The organism is Methylobacterium sp. yr668, from assembly GCF_900116245.1.
In the GTDB taxonomy this organism is placed as follows: Bacteria; Pseudomonadota; Alphaproteobacteria; order Rhizobiales; family Beijerinckiaceae; genus Methylobacterium.
This window is the reverse complement of the sequence record NZ_FOZY01000014.1, coordinates 80,603-97,033: the sequence shown is the minus strand read 5'-3', so window position 1 is coordinate 97,033 and position 16,431 is coordinate 80,603. Positions and strand designations below refer to the sequence as shown.

Genomic DNA, 16,431 nt, shown 5'->3' with positions numbered 1-16,431 from the left:
CGCTTTTGTGAGGAAAATTCCGGATGAGACCCCGGCCTCAGGCGTGCCAGTCCGGCAGAGCGTCCGCGGGCGCGTCGAGCCAGCCGGGAACCGGCAGGTCGCGCTCGGTGAGGAAGGCCGGGTTGAACAGCTTCGAGGCGTAGCGGGCCGCCCCGTCGCAGAGGATCGTCACGATCGTGTGACCGGGCCCGAGGTCCCGGGCCAGCCGGATCGCCCCGGCGACGTTGATGCCCGACGAGCCGCCCAGCGGCAGCCCCTCCTCCCGCATCAGCCCGAAGACGATGTCGAGGGCCTCGCTATCCGGAATCCGGAACGCGCGGTCGGGAGTGAAGCCCTCGAGGTTGCGGGTGATCCGCCCCTGGCCGATCCCCTCGGTGATCGAGGAGCCCTCGGCCTTCAGGGTGCCGGTCGTGTAGTGGGCGTAGAGGGCCGAGCCCTCCGGATCCGACAGCGCGATCCGCACCTGCGGGTTGCGGGCGCGCAGGGCCTCGGCAGTGCCGGCCAGCGTGCCGCCGGTGCCGGCCGCGCAGACGAAGCCGTCGACCCGGCCGCCGGTCTGCGCCCAGATCTCCGGGCCGGTGCCGTCGACATGGGCCTGCCGATTGGCGACGTTGTCGAACTGGTCGGCGAAGAAGGCGCCCGCCGGCTCGGTGGCCGCGAGCTTCTCTGCGAGCCGCCGGGCTACGTGGACGTAGTTGTTCGGGTTGGCGAAGGGCACCGCCGGCACTTCCACTAGCCGGGCGCCCGCGAGCCGCAGGGTCTGCTTCTTCTCCTCGGACTGGGTGACCGGGATGACGATCAGCGTCCGGTAGCCGCGCACCGAGGCCACCAGGGCGAGACCGATGCCGGTGTTGCCGGCGGTGCCCTCGACGATCGTGCCGCCCGGGCGGATCAGGCCCCGCGCCTCCGCGTCCCGCACGATCGAGAGCGCCGCCCGGTCCTTCACCGACAGGCCGGGATTCAGGAACTCCGCCTTGCCGTAGATGGTGCAGCCGGTCTCCTCGGAGGCGCGGCGCAGGCGGATCAGCGGCGTCTGGCCGATGGCGGCCAGGACGTCGGAGGCGGGTTCGCGACTCGGTACGGTCATGGTCGGGAGCCTAGGGTGCCGCGCGGCCGCTGGCGAGCCTCACCCGAACACGTGCCCGCCGTTGATCCGCAGGCCGACCGGGTGCCCGGCCGGGTAGCGCACGCCGTCGAAATCCTCCACGGCGAGGACGCGCCCCTCGGCGTCGGCCACCTCGATCCGCTGGCGCCCCTGCGTCCGGTACGAGCTGCGCACGGTGCCCGACAGGTGCGCGGCCTCGGGCTCGGCGAGCTGCAGCTGCCAGGGCCGGACGTAGAGCTTGACCGGGCCGAACAGGCTGGTGGGCGCGGCGACCGGCGTCTCCCGGCCCCGGACCAGCACCCGGCCGCCCTCGGCGATCGCCTCCACCTCGACGGAATCGCCCAGGAACTTCATCACGGTGGCGGAGGCCGGGTTCTCCTGCACCTCGTCGGGCGTGCCGACCTGCTCCAGGCGGCCGCGATCGAGCACGGCCACGCGGTCGGACAGTTCCAGGGCCTCGTCCTGGTCGTGGGTCACGAAGATCGTGGTCTGGCCGGTGCGGTCGTGGATCTCGCGCAGCCAGCGGCGCAGGTCCTTGCGGACCTGGGCGTCGAGCGCGCCGAAGGGCTCGTCCAGCAGGAGAACCCGCGGCTCGACCGCGAGGGCCCGGGCGAGCGCCACCCGCTGCCGCTGGCCGCCGGAGAGCTGCGACGGGTAGCGGTCGCCGAACCCGGAGAGGCGGATCAGGTCGAGCAGGTCGCCGACCCGGCGCTTGATCTCGGCCTTGGCCGGCCGGTCGGCCCGGCGCCGCGCGTTCAGCCCGTAGGCGATGTTGTCGGCCACGCTCATGTGCTTGAACAGGGCGTAGTGCTGGAACACGAAGCCCACGGCCCGCTCCTGCACCGGCAGGCCGGTGGCGTCGTCGCCGCCGAACAGGATCCGGCCCCGGTCCGGCGCGTCGAGCCCGGCGATGATCCGCAGCAGCGTCGTCTTGCCCGAGCCCGACGGGCCGAGGAGCCCGATCAGCTCGCCCGCCCGCACGTCCAGCGACAGGTCGTGCAGCACCGCCGCCGTGTCGAACGTCTTCGAGACGTTCTCGACCCGGATCGCCGTGGAGGGGCGATCAGTGTGCCCGGCCGTGCGCGAGCTCACCCGCGAAGCGCCATTCGAGGACGGATTTGAGGACGAGGGTGATGAGGGCAAGGACGGCGAGGAGCGAAGCGACGGCGAATGCGGCGACGAAGTTGTACTCATTGTAGAGGATCTCCACGTGGAGTGGGATAGTGTTGGTCAGGCCGCGGATGTGGCCCGACACCACCGACACCGCTCCGAATTCGCCCATCGCCCGGGCATTGCAGAGGAGCACGCTGTAGAGCAGGCCCCAGCGGATATTGGGCAGCGTCACCGTCCGGAACGCGTGCAGGCCCGAGGCGCCGAGCGTCAGCGCTGCCTCCTCCTCGGCGGTGCCCTGCTCCTGCATCAGCGGGATCAGCTCGCGGGCGACGAACGGGAAGGTCACGAACACCGTCGCCAGGACGATCCCCGGCAGGGCGAACAGGATCTGGACGCCGTGGTTGAGGAGCCAGGAGCCGAACAGGCCCTGGGACCCGAACAGCAGCACGTAGATCAGCCCGGAGACCACCGGAGAGACCGAGAACGGCAGGTCGATCAGGGTGATCAGCAGCGCCTTGCCGGGGAACTCGAACTTGGCGATCGCCCAGGAGGCGGCCAGCCCGAACACGACGTTGAACGGCACCGCGATCGCCGCCACGGTCAGCGTCAGGCGGATCGCGCTCCAGGCGTCGGGCTCCCGGAACGCGTCCAGGAAGGCCCCGAGCCCCTTCGAGAAGGCCTGGAGGAAGACCGCGAACAGCGGCAGCACCAGGAACAGCGCCAGGAACGCCACGGCGATCCCGATCAGGACCGCGCGGACGCCCGCCCCTTCCGAGGCGACCGGGGCCGGCTTGGCGGCCGGCACGAAGGCGGGGGAGAAGATCTCAGACATAGCCGAACCGCCGCCGTGACCAGGCCTGGATGAGGTTGATGGCGAGCAGCGTCAGGAACGAGATCCCGAGCATGATCGTCGCGATGGCCGCCGCGCCGCCGTAGTCGAACTCGGAGAGCTTGATGACGATGAGCAGCGGCGCGATCTCCGACACGTAGGGCAGGTTGCCGGCGATGAAGATGATCGAGCCGTACTCGCCGACACCCCGGGCGAAGGCGAGCGCGAAGCCGGTGAGCACCGCCGGGATCAGGGGCGGCAGCACCACCCGGGTGAGGGTGACGAGGCGCGTCGCCCCGAGGGTGGCCGAGGCCTCCTCGATCTCCTTGTCGATCTCGGCGATCAGCGGCTGCACGGTCCGCACCGCGAAGGGCAGGCCGATGAACACCATGGCGATGAAGATGCCGACCGGCGTGTAGGCCGCCTGGATGCCGAGGCGCGCGAGCGGCGCGCCGAGCAGACCGTCCGGCGCGTAGAGCGAGGCGAGCGCGATGCCGGCGACCGCGGTGGGCAGCGCGAAGGGCAGGTCGACGGCGGCGTCGACCAGCTTGCGGCCCGGGAAGCGGTAGCGGGTCAGCACCCAGGCCACCAGGAAGCCGAAGGCCGAGGCGACGAGCGCCGCGATGGCCGAGACGCCGAAGCTGATCCGCAGGGCGCTGGCGACCCGCGGATCGGTGGCGACCTCCCAGATGCCCGACAGGCCGAGCCCCGAGGCCTTCACCACCAGTCCGGCCAGCGGCAGCAGGACGATCAGGCCGAGGCAGGTCAGCGTGTAGCCGAAGCTGATCCCGAAGCCCGGGATCACGCTCGGCCGTCGGAATGTCCGACGGGGACGGGGCGTCTGGACCATGATCTGAAGCCTCAGCGGCCGGCCCGGCTCAGACGGTCGAACAGGCCGCCGGCGTCGAAGTTCCGCTTCTGGATCTCGTCCCAGGATCCCTGGAGGTCCTCGATCTTGAACAGCTTGATCTCGGGCAGCTGGGCGAGGTCTGCCGGAGCGGCCGCCTCCCGCCGGATCGGCCGGTAATGGTGCTTGGCGAAGATCGCCTGGGCGCGGTCGCCGTAGAGGAAGTCGAGATAGGCCTGGGCCGCCTTGGTGGTGCCCTTCCGCTCGGCATTGACCGCCACCAGGGCCACAGGCGGCTCGGCGTAGATCGAGGTCGGCGGCGAGACGATGTCGAACTTGTCGGCGCCGAATTCCTGGAGCACGAGGTAGGCCTCGTTCTCCCAGGTCGGCAGGACGTCGCCGAGGCCGCGCTGCGCGAAGGTCACCGTCGAGCCCCGGGCGCCGGTGTCGAGCACCGGCACGTTCTTGTAGACCTGCCCGACGAAGGCGTCGGCCTTCGCGGCGTCCTTGTCCTTCCCGTAGGCGTAGCCCCAGGCGGCGAGGAAGTTCCAGCGCCCCCCCGCCGAGGTCTTCGGATTCGGGGTGATCACCTTCACGTCGGGTTTGACCAGGTCGTCCCAGTCCTTGACGCCCTTCGGGTTGCCCTTCCGGACCAGGAACACCACCGTCGAGGTGTAGGGCGTCCCCTGGTTCGGCAGCTTGCTGCGCCAATCCTCGGGGATCTTGCGGGTGAGCTTGGCGATCGCGTCGATGTCGGACGGGATGCCGAGGGTGACCACGTCGGCGTCCACCCCGTCGATCACCGTGCGCGCCTGCGCGCCCGAGCCGCCGTGCGAGGCCCGCACCGTGATGGCCTCGCCGGTCTTGGCCTTCCACTCTTCCGCGAAGGCGGCGTTGATCTCGCGGTAGAGCTCGCGGGTCGGATCGTACGAGACGTTGAGGAGCGCGGTCTCGGCCGCGGCCGGCAGCGCGCAGGTCAGCAGGCCGGCTCCGGCCAGAAGGGTCAGCCCGATCGCCCGAGCCATCCGGCCCAGACCTGAAGCGTTCGTCATCACGTCCGATCCCCCAGCCATCCGCGGTTGCGACGCAGGGGACAGGCGTCCCCGGGAGGCGCGAAATCGTTCTTTTTACCGAACGAAGTCAAGCCTCGGGTGTGGACCCGCGTGATGCCGTAACGTGATCAGGATCGACGATCGTGCCGGAAATGCAAGATAACTCAGGGCGGTAGACGATCAGAACGCATGGATCTTCTCTCTGGCGTCGCCGATGGAGAAGATTTCCTGCGCGGAATCGGGTTTCTCAGAACGAACGATCTTAAGTGCTCTAGCGCACATCGGGCGGCATTCCGCGGGCGGGCGAGAGCCGTCGGCGGTTCGCGCCGCACGCGGTTGCCCGCAAGACGGCGATCTTCCGCTCCCCTGTCGGCGGCGGTCCGGGTCAGCGCTTCGGCTTGTCGAGCCGGGCGATCAGGGCCTCCAGCCGCTTGTCGACCGGGGCCGCCAGCGTGTCGGTGAAGAGCGCGCGCAGGTTCTGGCCGAGATGGCGCCGGATGTCGGAGGTGAGCGGTGGTGCGTCTACGGACCGCTCGGTCTCGCAGGGGCGCTCGGGATGCGGCTTCGACATGACCGGAAAATCCTCGCACCTGTGGACACGTACGGTTGCAAGGTTTGGTTAAGGAGCCGTCACCGCCGACACCGCGACCCCGCCGCGCGACCCGAGTGCCCGGTCCCCGGTCGGTGTCGCAGACCGGAACTGCGGCCGCGAAGGCTACGTTGCCCGGGCATTCCCCGCTGCCGTTCCCCCGCTGCCAGGAGGCGCCCCGTGTCCCGCTCGATCCCCCTGACGATATCGGTGCTCCTCGGCCTCGCGGCGGCCGCGTCGCCCTGCCTCGCGCAGACGAAGCCCGGCGAGATCAAGGGCATCGACGCGATGGGCGACAAGTCCCGCAGCGCGCAGGACGGCTGGAGCCAGGCCCCGGTGCCGCGCGAGCAGTCGGCCGCCAAGGACGCGCCGGACCCGGGCGGCAACTCGATCAAGGAGAATGCCGACCGTCCCGTGCCGCCGGCCCAGCCCGGCGGCACTTCCGCGACCGAGCCGCAGGCGCCCCTGGAGCACCGCACGGCCGGCCCGTCAGGCACCAATCCGGCCAATCCCAGCAAGTAAAAAAACCGTTCTCATGCAGGATGATGCCGGTGTGACAAACGTGTTGCTTCGGCTGAGACACGGCGACTTGCTGTGTCACGCAACCGCACTTGCCTCGCGCACGCTTTTTTGGGACAGCTTGGAATTATACCAGATCGCTTTTACGGAGCGGAGATGACGGTCCAGGTCTCAAGGCGTGGCCTGCTCAAGGGGGCCGGCGCCGGCCTCGCTGGCGGCTCGCTGGGCGCGCTCGGATTCGGCGGACTCGAGCCCGCCATGGCCGCCGCGGTGCGGCCGTTCAAGCTCGCGCAGATGCGCGAGACCCGCAACACCTGCCCGTACTGCTCGGTCGCGTGCGGCGTGATCCTCTACAGCCTGGGGGACCGTTCGAAGAACGCGCGCTCCTCGGTCATGCACATCGAGGGCGACCCGGATCATCCGGTCAACCGCGGCACGCTCTGCCCGAAGGGCTCGGCGCTGCTCGACTTCGTGCACGCCGAGACCCGCACCAAGTACCCGCTCCACCGCGCCCCGGGTTCCTCCGAGTTCAAGCGCGTGTCCTGGGATTTCGCCCTCGACCGCATCGCGCAGCTCATGAAGGAGGACCGGGACAAGAACTTCGTGGCCAAGAACGGCGACCTCACGGTCAACCGGTGGACCACGATGGGCTTCCTCGGGGCCTCGGCCACCACCAACGAGACGGCCTGGCTGACCTACAAGACAGTCCGAAGCATGGGGGCCCTGGTCTTCGATAATCAGGCCAGAGTTTGACACGGTCCGTCGGTCGCCAGTTTGGCGCCCTCCTTCGGACGCGGTGCGATGACCAACCTCTGGATGGACATCAAGCACGCGGACGTGATCACCGTGATGGGCGGCAATGCCGCCGAGGCTCACCCCTGCGGCTTCAAGTGGGTCGTGGAGGCGAAAGCCCATAACAATGCCAAGCTGATCGTCGTCGATCCGCGCTTCACCCGCACGGCGTCGGTGGCCGATCTCTACTGCCCGATCCGGCAGGGGACCGACATCGCCTTCCTGTCGGGCGTGGCCAAGTACCTGCTCGACAACGACAAGCTGCAGCACCGCTACGTCTCCGCCTACACCAACGCCGGGTACGTGGTCCGCGAGGGCTACGACTTCAGCGAGGGTCTGTTCACGGGCTACGACGCGGACAAGCGCGACTACGACAAGACCACCTGGGACTACGAGATCGGCCCCGACGGCTACGCCGTGGTCGACGAGACGATGCAGCATCCGCGCAGCGTGATGCAGCTCCTGAAGAAGCATCTCGCGATCTACACGCCCGAGATGGTCGAGAAGATCTGCGGCTCGCCCAAGGAGACCTTCCTGAAGGTCTGCGAGCTGATGGCGACGACGGCTTCCCCCGAGAAGTCGATGGCCTCGCTCTACGCGCTCGGCTGGACCCATCACTCCAAGGGCTCGCAGAACATCCGCTCGATGTGCATCGTGCAGACGCTGCTCGGGAACATCGGCGTGCTCGGCGGCGGCATGCAGGCGCTGCGCGGTCACTCCAACATCCAGGGGCTGACCGATATCGGGCTGATGTCGAACCTCATCCCCGGGTACCTGAACATCCCGGTGGAGAAGGAGCCCGACTACGCGAGCTATATCGCCAAGCGGCAGTTCAAGCCGCTGCGTCCCGGACAGACGAGCTACTGGCAGAACTACAACAAGTTCTTCGTCTCGTTCCAGAAGGCGATGTGGGGCGACAAGGCCACCAAGGAGAACGACTGGGCGTACGATTACCTGCCCAAGCTCGACGTGCCGACCTACGACGTGCTGCGCGGGTTCGAGCTCGCCAAGCAGGGCAAGATGACCGGCTACGTCATCCAGGGCTTCAACCCCCTGCTGTCGTTCCCGAATCGCGCCAAGATGACGGAAGCCTTCTCCAAGATGAAGTTCATCGTGGTGATGGATCCGCTCAAGACCGAGACGGCCCGGTTCTGGGAGAACCACGGCGAGTACAACGACGTCGATCCGACCAAAATCCAGACCGAGGTGTTCGAGCTTCCGACCACCCTGTTCGTGGAGGAGGAAGGCTCGCTGTCGAACTCCAGCCGGTGGCTGCAGTGGCACTGGCAGGCGCAGGAGGCGCCGGGCGAGTGCCGCTCGGACATCGAGATCATGTCGGAGATCTTCCTCCGCATGAAGGCGGCCTACAAGAAGGATGGCGGGGCCTTCCCGGACCCGATCGTTAATCTGAAGTGGGACTACGCGATCGCCGAGTCGCCGACGCCGACCGAGCTCGCCCGCGAGCTCAACGGCTACACGCTGGCGCCGACGCCGGACCTCAACGGGACGATCATCCCGGCGGGCAAGCAGGTCGACGGCTTCGCCCAGCTCAAGGACGACGGGACGACCGCCTGCGGCTGCTGGATCTACTCGGGCTGCTACACCGAGAAGGGCAACATGATGGCCCGCCGGGACAACACCGACCCCGGCGACCGCGGCATCGCGCCGAACTGGGCCTTCGCGTGGCCGGCCAACCGGCGCGTGCTCTACAACCGCGCCTCGTGCGACCCCGAGGGTCGCCCGTGGTCGGAGAAGAAGAAGCTCATCGAGTGGAACGGCAAGCAGTGGATCGGCTTCGACGTGCCGGATTACGGCGTCACCGTCGCCCCCGATAAGGGCGTCGGCCCGTTCATCCTGAACCAGGAGGGCGTCGCCCGCCTGTGGACCCGCGGCCTCATGCGCGACGGGCCGTTCCCGACGCACTACGAGCCCTTCGAGTCGCCGGTGGCCAACCTCGCCTTCCCGAAGATCAAGGGCGCGCCCGCGTCCCGCATCTTCAAGGACGACCTCGCCGACCTCGGCGACGCGAAGGAGTTCCCCTACGCGGCGACGAGCTACCGCCTGACCGAGCACTTCCACGGCTGGACCAAGCACGCCCGGATCAACGCGATCCTCCAGCCGGAGGCCTTCGTGGAGATCTCGGAGGAGCTCGCCAAGGAGAAGGGCATCGCCAAGGGCGGCTGGGTCCGCGTCTGGTCGAAGCGCGGCTCCCTGAAGGCTAAGGCGGTGGTGACCAAGCGGATCAAGCCGCTGATCTGCGACGGCAAGCCCGTCCACGTCGTCGGCATCCCGCAGCACTGGGGCTTCATGGGCCACACCAAGAAGGGATGGCACCCGAACTCGCTGACGCCCGTCGTCGGCGACGCGAACACCGAGACGCCGGAGTTCAAGGCTTGGCTCGTGAACATCGAGCCGACCACGCCTCCGTCGGACGCGGTCGCGTAAGGGGGAGCGGCAGACATGGCTGACTACAGCTCCCTCGACATCCGCCAGCGCTCCGCCTCCACGGAGACGCCGCCGGAGATCCGCCGTCAGGTGGAGGTCGCCAAACTCATCGACGTGTCGAAGTGCATCGGCTGCAAGGCCTGCCAGTCGGCGTGCGAGGAGTGGAACGACCTGCGCGACGACATCGGTGTCAACACGGGCACCTACCAGAACCCCCACGACCTCACGCCGAAGTCGTGGACCCTGATGCGGTTCACCGAGTACGAGAACCCGGAGACCAACAACCTCGAATGGCTGATCCGCAAGGACGGCTGCATGCACTGCACCGAGCCGGGCTGCCTGAAGGCCTGCCCGTCTCCCGGCGCGATCGTGCAGTACTCCAACGGCATCGTCGACTTCATCGAGGAGAACTGCATCGGCTGCGGCTACTGCGTGAAGGGCTGCCCCTTCAACATCCCGCGCATCAGCCAGACCGACCACAAGGCGTACAAGTGCACCCTGTGCTCGGACCGGGTGGCGGTGGGTCAGGCCCCGGCCTGCGCCAAGGCCTGCCCGACCGGCTCGATCATGTTCGGCACCAAGCAAGCCATGATCGATCAGGCCCACGACCGCGTCGAGGACCTGAAGTCGCGCGGCTTCGCCCATGCCGGCCTCTACGACCCGGCCGGGGTCGGCGGCACGCACGTCATGTACGTGCTGCACCACGCCGACCAGCCGAACCTCTACGCGGGCCTGCCGAACGACCCGAAGATCTCGCCGCTGGTCGCCTTCTGGAAGGGCGGTGCCAAGGTGTTCGGTCTCGCCGCGATGGGCTTCGCGGCGGTGGCGGGCTTCTTCCACTACGTCACGGCCGGCCCGAACGAGGTCGTGCCCGAGGAGGAGGAAGAGGCGGTCGAGTACGACGAGGCCAAGCGCCGGGAGAATGGCGGCGAGGCCCGGCCGCACTGAGACGCGACGGTCTCCCTCCCCCGCGGGGGGGGGAGGGAGCGCCGCGCCGAACGGTTTCGGCAGAGCGGAGACGGCTCGGGCGCCCGACCCGATTTCGAGTTTCACGGCCCGCCCGCCGCGACGGGCGGCCCCGTCAGGCGAGTGAAGGCCGATGACGATCCAGAACGATGTCCGGGACGGCGATTCCCGCCCCCTCCACCACGCCAAGTCCGAGGCGCCGGAGGTGATGTACGTCCCGCGCTACACCGGCGTGCAGCGCGTGAACCACTGGATCACCGCGATCCTGTTCACGCTGCTGACCCTCTCGGGGCTGGCGATGTTCACGCCCTACCTGTTCTCGCTGACCGGCCTGTTCGGCGGCGGACAGGCGACCCGGGCGGTCCACCCGTGGTTCGGCGTGGCGCTGGCGATCAGCTTCCTCTTCCTGTTCGTGCGCTTCTGGCGGCTCAACATCCCCAACAAGGACGATGTCGAGTGGTCGAAGAAGATCGGCGACGTGGTCACCAACCGCGAGGACCGGCTGCCGGAGCTCGGCAAGTACAATGCCGGCCAGAAGGGCGTGTTCTGGGGCCAGACCGCGCTGATCGGCGTGATGTTCGTGACCGGCCTCGTGATCTGGAACACCTATTTCGGCGGCCTCACCTCGATCGAGACCCAGCGCTGGGCGCTGCTCGCGCACTCGCTGGCCGCCGTCATCGCCATCGCGATCATCGTGGTGCACGTCTACGCCGGCATCTGGGTGCGCGGCACCGGCCGGGCGATGGTCCGCGGCACGGTCACGGGCGGCTGGGCCTACCGGCACCACCGCAAGTGGTTCCGTCAGATGGCCGGCGGCCCGGCGCGCCGCGGCTCGGTGGACAAGCGCGGATCCTGATCGCGTGGCCAACTTCTTCAGGCGGAAACCCGCGGCTCCGGCCGCGGACAACACCCCGAAACCCGCCGAGGCCCCGAAGCCCCGCCGCCGGGATTTCAGCGAGCTCAAGCCCGATCCCGACAAGATCGGGATCTCGGGCTCGGTCCCGCTCGTGCGCCTGCCCGATCCCGCGACTCTGTTCGCCGACCGGGCCGCGCGCCTGGCGGAGGCCGCGCCCGGGCACCCGCTGGAGGCCTATCTCCGGTTCGTCGGTGAGGTCGCCCGCGCCCAGGCGGCGATCCAGGCACGGTTTCCGGCCCCGCCGGCGCCGGATCCCGCCGATCAGGCGCTGCGGAGCGAGCACGGCATGCCGCCGCTGTCGCGGCACAGCCTCGAGGCCGACCAGGATTTCGACGCGTGCCTCCTGGCGCTGCTCGACGCGCTGGATCTCGCGACCGCGCCCGAGGCCTCGGCCGCGGCGCGGGATGCCCTGCGGGCCGCCGCGCCGGAGGAGCGCCGCGATCTCGCCGTGCAGGTTTTCGAGGGCGCGCTGCCGGTCGACCGGATCGCCGAATGCCTGTTCGTCTCAGCCGCATTGCAGGTGCGCTTCGCCGAGCGGGCCGCGCGCCTCGACACGCGGACGCTGAAGCCCGTCGCGGACGGCGTCTGCCCGTGCTGCGGCGGCGCGCCGGTGGCGAGCGTCATCGTCTCCTGGACCCCGGCCGACAAGGCCCGATATCTCAGCTGCTCGCTCTGCGGCACGTACTGGAACCACGTCCGGATCCGCTGCACCGCCTGCGGTGACGGCGAGAACGTGAGCTATTACGGGCTCGATGAGGTCTCGAAGGACGTTCAGGTCGAGACCTGCACGACCTGCCACAGCTACATCAAGCACCTCCACCAGCACCGGGCGCCGGCCCTCGACCCGGTGGCGGACGACATCGCGTCCTACGGGCTCGATCTGAAGATCGCCGAGGACGGGTTCCGGCGCGCCGGATTGAACCTGCTGTTCGTGATCTAGCGCGGGATGCGCCTGTCCGAACCGACGGCCTCGTCCCGAGGTGGCCGTGTCGGCGGGCCTCGAGGGCGAGTTCCAGGGAGCGCGCGGCGCCTGGAGGCCGCCTTCGAGACCTCCGCCGCGCTCCGCACCGCGGGATGAGGGGCCGGGTCGGACGCGCCTGCAGGATCGACGGCGCGATCCTGCAACGCGGCGGGAAAGGAAAGCCCCGCGCTCAGCGGTAGCCGTAGCGGCTCTTGGCGGCGGCGAGCAGGTGCAGGGCTTCGCCCGACTTGCCGGCCGAGCACTCCGCGGCGGCGTGGGCGAGGTCGGCGCTGAAGCGGTCGCCCACCGGCTTGTTGAGGTTGCCGGTGGCCACGTCGCTGTCGACGATCGCCTTCGTGCGGGCGATCTCCGGGCCGCAGCCGCTGCCCGTGGGCAGGGCCAGGGGCGCCGGCACGATCGGCGAGGGCTCGGTGACCGCGGGCGTGGCGCGCTGCTGGCAGGCGCCCAGCGCCGCGACGGCGAGGGCGACGAGGCTGAGGCGCATCGGGAGGCGGGACGCGGGCACGGCGATCATCCTGTTGGGGCGCGAGGGGCCGCGCCGCCGAGGTTCTGAGCCGAGCTTGGCAAGGGGTCAATCGCCCCGGCGACATGCCGAAGGGGCGCGAAGCGCGGGACGCGGTTCGCCGCGAACGCGCGATTCCGCTGTTGCCGGAGGGACTTGGTGCGCGCCGCCGGCATCCGGCGTCGGCGGCGCGCTCCGAATCGTGACGGGCTTACTTCGCCTTGTCGGCGAGCGCCTTCAGGCCGGAATCGTAGATGCCCTGGATCGCGTCGGTGGCGACCGTGTCCGGCGCGCCCTTGGCGTTGAAGGTCCCGGTCCAGGTCACCTTCGAGCCGGAGCCGGCGGGGGCGACCGAGAGGGTCGACTTGTAGTCCGAGACCGGCAGCGGGCTCTCCAGGATCGTGTAGGTGTAGCTCATCACCTTGTCGTCGCGGGAGACCTGCTCCTCCTTGATGGTGCCGCCACCCTTGAGGCTGAGGGTGCGGACCTTCATGCCGTCCTTGTCCGACAGGACGCACTTCTCGATGGCGGGGTGCCAGTCGCCGATGCCGCAGAACTCGCCGATGGTCTGCCAGACCTTGGCCGGCGGCGCGGCGATGTCGGCCGAGCGCGTCACCTCGAGGGCGTAGCCCGGCACGGTGGCCGCGGCGAGCGCCAGGGCGGCGAGGGGAAGGGACCGGCAGAAAGCGAAGGGCATCTCGGGGTGTCTCCGTCCGTCTCAGGTCGCGGCAGGGGCCGCGCAGGCTCTGATGGCCGCGCAGGAGCTAGGCCGGGAGGGCGCGCTCGGCAATGGGCGGGAGCGGCGGCGCATGACTTTCGCGCTCAGACGACGCGGTCGGTGATCGTCTGCGCGCAGGGGCTGTCGTGCCGCCGATCGGCCGATACTCGGGGCCTGGGCCGCGATCCGGCCTACCAGCCGTCCGTCTCGTCGGCCTCGGCCGGGTAGCCGTAGACCGTCGCGGGCGCGTAGGCGGGCCGGGCCGCCGGGCGGTAATAGGCCGGCACCGACCGGCGCCCCATCTGATCGCTGTTCGCCAGCAGGTCGTCCGGCTCGTAGGGGCTGCGGTTCCGGGCGAGCCGGGTGCCGCGCCGCCCGCGGTCCGCCATCGGGACATCCGCCCCCTCGATCACCACCCGCGTCCGGCCCATGCCCTGGCTCTTCACGAGGTTGAACAGGGTCGCGGCGTTGCGCACCGACAGGCGCACGCAGCCGTGCGAGGCCGCGCGCCCGAGGCTCCGGACGTGGTTGGTGCCGTGGATGGCGTGGCCCTGGGTCGTGAAGAACATCGCGAACGGCATGGGCGCGTCGTCCCACTCCTTCGAGAAGTGCGTGCGCTCCATCCGGAACGGGCGGTAGGCGCCGGACGGGGTGTCGTAGCTCGCGACGCCGGTCGAGACCGGCCAGGAATAGCGCGGCTGGCCGTCGACGGAGACCTCCATGCGCTGGGTGGTCTTGTCGACGTTGACGAGCACGTCCGCGCTGGCCGTCGCGGGAATCCCCGCGCACAGGAGCAGCCCGGACAGGACGGAGATCAGACCGATACGCATGAGCGACTCCGACTCGAGACGCGCCTCGAGAAACCGCGACGGTTTGCCGTCACGCTAAACCGTCGGCAACACCGAGGTTCCGGTCCGCGGCAACCCTGCGTAGTCACGCTTTGCTGAGCACCCTCACAGCACCCTCACAGCACCCTCACAGCACCCTCACAGCACCCTCACAGCACCCTGGCGGCGCCCTCACGGCGCCGCGGCGGCCATGCCGGAGATCCGGCGGATCGCGGCCTCGGCCTCCTCGGCGATGCGTAGGACGAGGTCGCCGGCGCCCGGCAGGTCGGCGATGAGCCCGACGGCCTCGCCGACCGTGACGTTGGCGACGTCGTAGTCGCCCGCCGCGTCGGCATCCTCCACGTCCCGGCGCCGCTCGGCCGAGGCCGCGCGCAGCGCGTCCTCGCGGCCGTGCCACGTCTCGATGAAGGTGTTGCGCAGGAGTCGCCCGGTATAGGGCGCCGGCCAGGCCCGCTGGCGGGCGATGTCGTAGACCTGCGTGCGGATCGTGTCGTCGCCGGTGGCGGCGAGAACCCGCTGCTTCGCGGCCGGGTGGATCAGCGCCTCCCGGCTGGCCCAGAACCGGGTCCCCATCAGGACACCGTCGGCCCCCAGCGCCAGGGCGGCGGCGAGGCCGCGCCCGTCCGCGATGCCGCCCGCCGCGAGGAGCAGCGTCTCGGGGCGCTCGCGGGCGATCAGGTCGGCGACCGCCGGCACGAACGCCGCGGTGCCGCGGGCGGTGAGGCCGTGGCCGCCGGCCTCCGTCCCCTGCGCCACCACCGCGGCCGCGCCGACCTCCAGGGCACGCCTCGCATGCGCCAGGGTGTGCACCTGGCAGATCAGCGGCACGCCGGCGGCGCGGATCCGGTCCGCGAAGGGCGCGGGATCCGCGAAGGAGAGCATCAGGGCCGCGGGCGACCGGGCGAGCGCCGCGTCGAGGAGCGATGGGTCCCGGGCCATCGACCACGTGATGAAGCCGCAGCCGACCCGCTGATTGCCCGCGCGGGCAAATTCCCGGTCGAGCGTCGCGTGGTCGCCGTAGCCGCCGCCGATCAGGCCGAGGCCGCCGGCGGCGCTCACCGCCGCCGCGAGGGCACCCCCCGAGGCCGGGTCCATGGGGGCCAGCACGATCGGGTGTCGCAGCCCGAAGGCGTCGGTGAGTCTGGTCCTCAAGGCCATGGATCCCCTCCCCGGGTAGCGTCTCGGTTGCGCGCGCCGCCCGCCAGGGATTAGCGCTCGCGCGATGGCGGAAAAAATGATTCCTTCTGAAGGAAGGCATCGGAAAAGCAGATGGCATGAACAGCACCGACCTGATGTTCTTCGCGGCGGTGGCCGAGACCGGCGGCATCGGGCGGGCGGCGGCGCGGCTCAACACCGTCCAGTCCAACGTCACAGGCCGGATCCGCGCCCTGGAGCAGGCCCTGCGCGTGCCGCTGTTCCACCGCGGCAGCCGCGGGGTGACGCTGACCCGGGCGGGGGAGCGGCTCCTGCCCTACGCGCTCCAGGTCGGGCAGCTGCTCGTGGAGGCGCGCCACGCCCTGCTGGCCGAGGGCGAGCCGCGCGGACCCCTGCGGATCGGCGCCATGGAGACGACCGCGGCCCTGCGCCTGCCCGGCCCGCTCGCGGATTTCGCCGCGCGCCACCCGGAGGTGGACATCGAGCTGGAGACCGGCCCGACCGAGCACCTGATCGCCCGGGTCCTCGACCGGAGCCTGGAGGGGGCCTTCGTGGCCGGCCCGGTCGCGCAGGCCGACCTCGTCGGGCTCCCGGTCTTCACGGAGGAGCTGGTGCTGGTGGCGCACCCGGCCGTCGGCGACCTCGCGGCGCTGCTCGACCGGCTGGCCCGGGCGCGCGACGCGAAGGTGCTCGTGTTCCGGGCCGGCTGCTCGTACCGGAGGCGCCTGGAGGCGTTCCTGGCCCGCCAGGGCCTCGTGCATGTGCGACGCATGGAATTCGGGACCCTCGACGGCATCCTCGGCTGCGTGGCGGCCGGCCTGGGCGTGACCCTGGTTCCGCGGGCCGTGGCAGAGCCGGCGCACCGCGCGGGCCGGGTCTCGGTTCACCCGGTGCCCGACGGGGACGGGCACGTCCCGACGCTGCTGGTCCACCGCGCCGACGACCGGCCGAGCGCGGCCTTCGCGCGGTTCGCCGAGCAGGTGCGGACGGCGCTCCCGGATGTGACCTAGGATCCCGGTTCCGGCACGCGCCATGCTCTCGGCAACCGCCGGT

General features: G+C 70.3%; 16 protein-coding genes. 6 read left to right on the top strand and 10 right to left on the bottom strand.

What is annotated here, in order from left to right:
- Positions 1 to 37 precede the first annotated feature (37 nt).
- The 6 genes from BM419_RS18280 to BM419_RS18255 all read right to left on the bottom strand — a co-directional run bounded on the left by BM419_RS18280 (position 38) and on the right by BM419_RS18255 (position 5,517).
- Entirely contained in the window at positions 38 to 1,087 is a 1,050-nt protein-coding gene (locus BM419_RS18280; protein ID WP_091927266.1) for a cysteine synthase A, read from the bottom strand.
- A 39-nt stretch (positions 1,088 to 1,126) separates the two neighbouring features.
- Positions 1,127 to 2,197, bottom strand: coding sequence for a sulfate/molybdate ABC transporter ATP-binding protein (locus tag BM419_RS18275; RefSeq protein WP_244491830.1), 1,071 nt, complete (start codon positions 2,195 to 2,197; stop codon positions 1,127 to 1,129).
- Complete coding sequence (cysW, locus tag BM419_RS18270) at positions 2,169 to 3,050, bottom strand: sulfate ABC transporter permease subunit CysW (protein ID WP_091927265.1); 882 nt, start codon at positions 3,048 to 3,050, stop codon at positions 2,169 to 2,171. Before cysW ends, BM419_RS18275 begins: the two co-directional genes overlap by 29 nt.
- Entirely contained in the window at positions 3,043 to 3,897 is an 855-nt protein-coding gene (cysT, locus tag BM419_RS18265; protein ID WP_012318099.1) for a sulfate ABC transporter permease subunit CysT, read from the bottom strand. The genes cysW and cysT overlap by 8 nt, the downstream gene beginning before the upstream one ends.
- 11 nt (positions 3,898 to 3,908) lie before the next feature.
- The gene (locus BM419_RS18260; protein ID WP_020092431.1) at positions 3,909 to 4,919 is read right to left on the bottom strand and encodes a sulfate ABC transporter substrate-binding protein; all 1,011 of its coding nucleotides are present in this window, start codon (positions 4,917 to 4,919) and stop codon (positions 3,909 to 3,911) included.
- A 412-nt stretch (positions 4,920 to 5,331) separates the two neighbouring features.
- A complete protein-coding gene (locus BM419_RS18255) occupies positions 5,332 to 5,517 on the bottom strand; it encodes a hypothetical protein (protein WP_091927264.1) in 186 nt (61 codons plus the stop codon).
- 198 nt (positions 5,518 to 5,715) lie between these two features.
- Here BM419_RS18255 and BM419_RS18250 point away from each other — a divergent pair, with 198 nt between their 5' ends.
- The 5 genes from BM419_RS18250 (at position 5,716) to fdhE (ending at position 12,113) form a co-directional block, all read left to right on the top strand.
- Positions 5,716 to 6,057, top strand: coding sequence for a hypothetical protein (locus BM419_RS18250; RefSeq protein ID WP_091927263.1), 342 nt, complete (start codon positions 5,716 to 5,718; stop codon positions 6,055 to 6,057).
- Between the two features lie 153 nt (positions 6,058 to 6,210).
- On the top strand, positions 6,211 to 9,291 hold the full coding sequence (gene fdnG, locus BM419_RS18245; protein ID WP_091927262.1) for a formate dehydrogenase-N subunit alpha: 3,081 nt from the start codon (positions 6,211 to 6,213) through the stop codon (positions 9,289 to 9,291).
- 15 nt (positions 9,292 to 9,306) lie between these two features.
- Complete coding sequence (fdxH, locus tag BM419_RS18240) at positions 9,307 to 10,239, top strand: formate dehydrogenase subunit beta (RefSeq protein ID WP_020092426.1); 933 nt, start codon at positions 9,307 to 9,309, stop codon at positions 10,237 to 10,239.
- Positions 10,240 to 10,390: 151 nt separating this feature from the next.
- Positions 10,391 to 11,113 carry a formate dehydrogenase subunit gamma gene (locus tag BM419_RS18235; RefSeq protein ID WP_020092425.1) on the top strand — a complete coding sequence of 241 codons (723 nt, stop codon included), beginning with the start codon at positions 10,391 to 10,393 and terminating at the stop codon, positions 11,111 to 11,113.
- Positions 11,114 to 11,117: 4 nt separating this feature from the next.
- Entirely contained in the window at positions 11,118 to 12,113 is a 996-nt protein-coding gene (fdhE, locus tag BM419_RS18230) for a formate dehydrogenase accessory protein FdhE (RefSeq protein ID WP_091927261.1), read from the top strand.
- A gap of 211 nt (positions 12,114 to 12,324) precedes the next feature.
- On the opposite strand, the gene BM419_RS18225 is transcribed toward fdhE, so the two are convergent.
- From BM419_RS18225 to BM419_RS18210, 4 genes are all read right to left on the bottom strand, one after another.
- Positions 12,325 to 12,669, bottom strand: a complete 345-nt coding sequence (locus BM419_RS18225; RefSeq protein ID WP_020092423.1) for a hypothetical protein — start codon at positions 12,667 to 12,669, stop codon at positions 12,325 to 12,327.
- A gap of 199 nt (positions 12,670 to 12,868) precedes the next feature.
- Complete coding sequence (locus tag BM419_RS18220; protein WP_012318087.1) at positions 12,869 to 13,354, bottom strand: SRPBCC family protein; 486 nt, start codon at positions 13,352 to 13,354, stop codon at positions 12,869 to 12,871.
- Positions 13,355 to 13,566: 212 nt separating this feature from the next.
- Positions 13,567 to 14,205 carry a L,D-transpeptidase gene (locus tag BM419_RS18215; protein WP_091927260.1) on the bottom strand — a complete coding sequence of 213 codons (639 nt, stop codon included), beginning with the start codon at positions 14,203 to 14,205 and terminating at the stop codon, positions 13,567 to 13,569.
- 189 nt (positions 14,206 to 14,394) lie between these two features.
- Entirely contained in the window at positions 14,395 to 15,381 is a 987-nt protein-coding gene (locus tag BM419_RS18210) for an NAD(P)H-dependent flavin oxidoreductase (RefSeq protein WP_091927259.1), read from the bottom strand.
- A gap of 116 nt (positions 15,382 to 15,497) precedes the next feature.
- Between BM419_RS18210 and BM419_RS18205 the strand changes: the two genes are divergently transcribed.
- Positions 15,498 to 16,388 (top strand): LysR family transcriptional regulator, encoded by an 891-nt coding sequence (locus tag BM419_RS18205; protein WP_091927258.1) that lies wholly within the window; start codon positions 15,498 to 15,500, stop codon positions 16,386 to 16,388.
- Positions 16,389 to 16,431 lie beyond the last annotated feature (43 nt).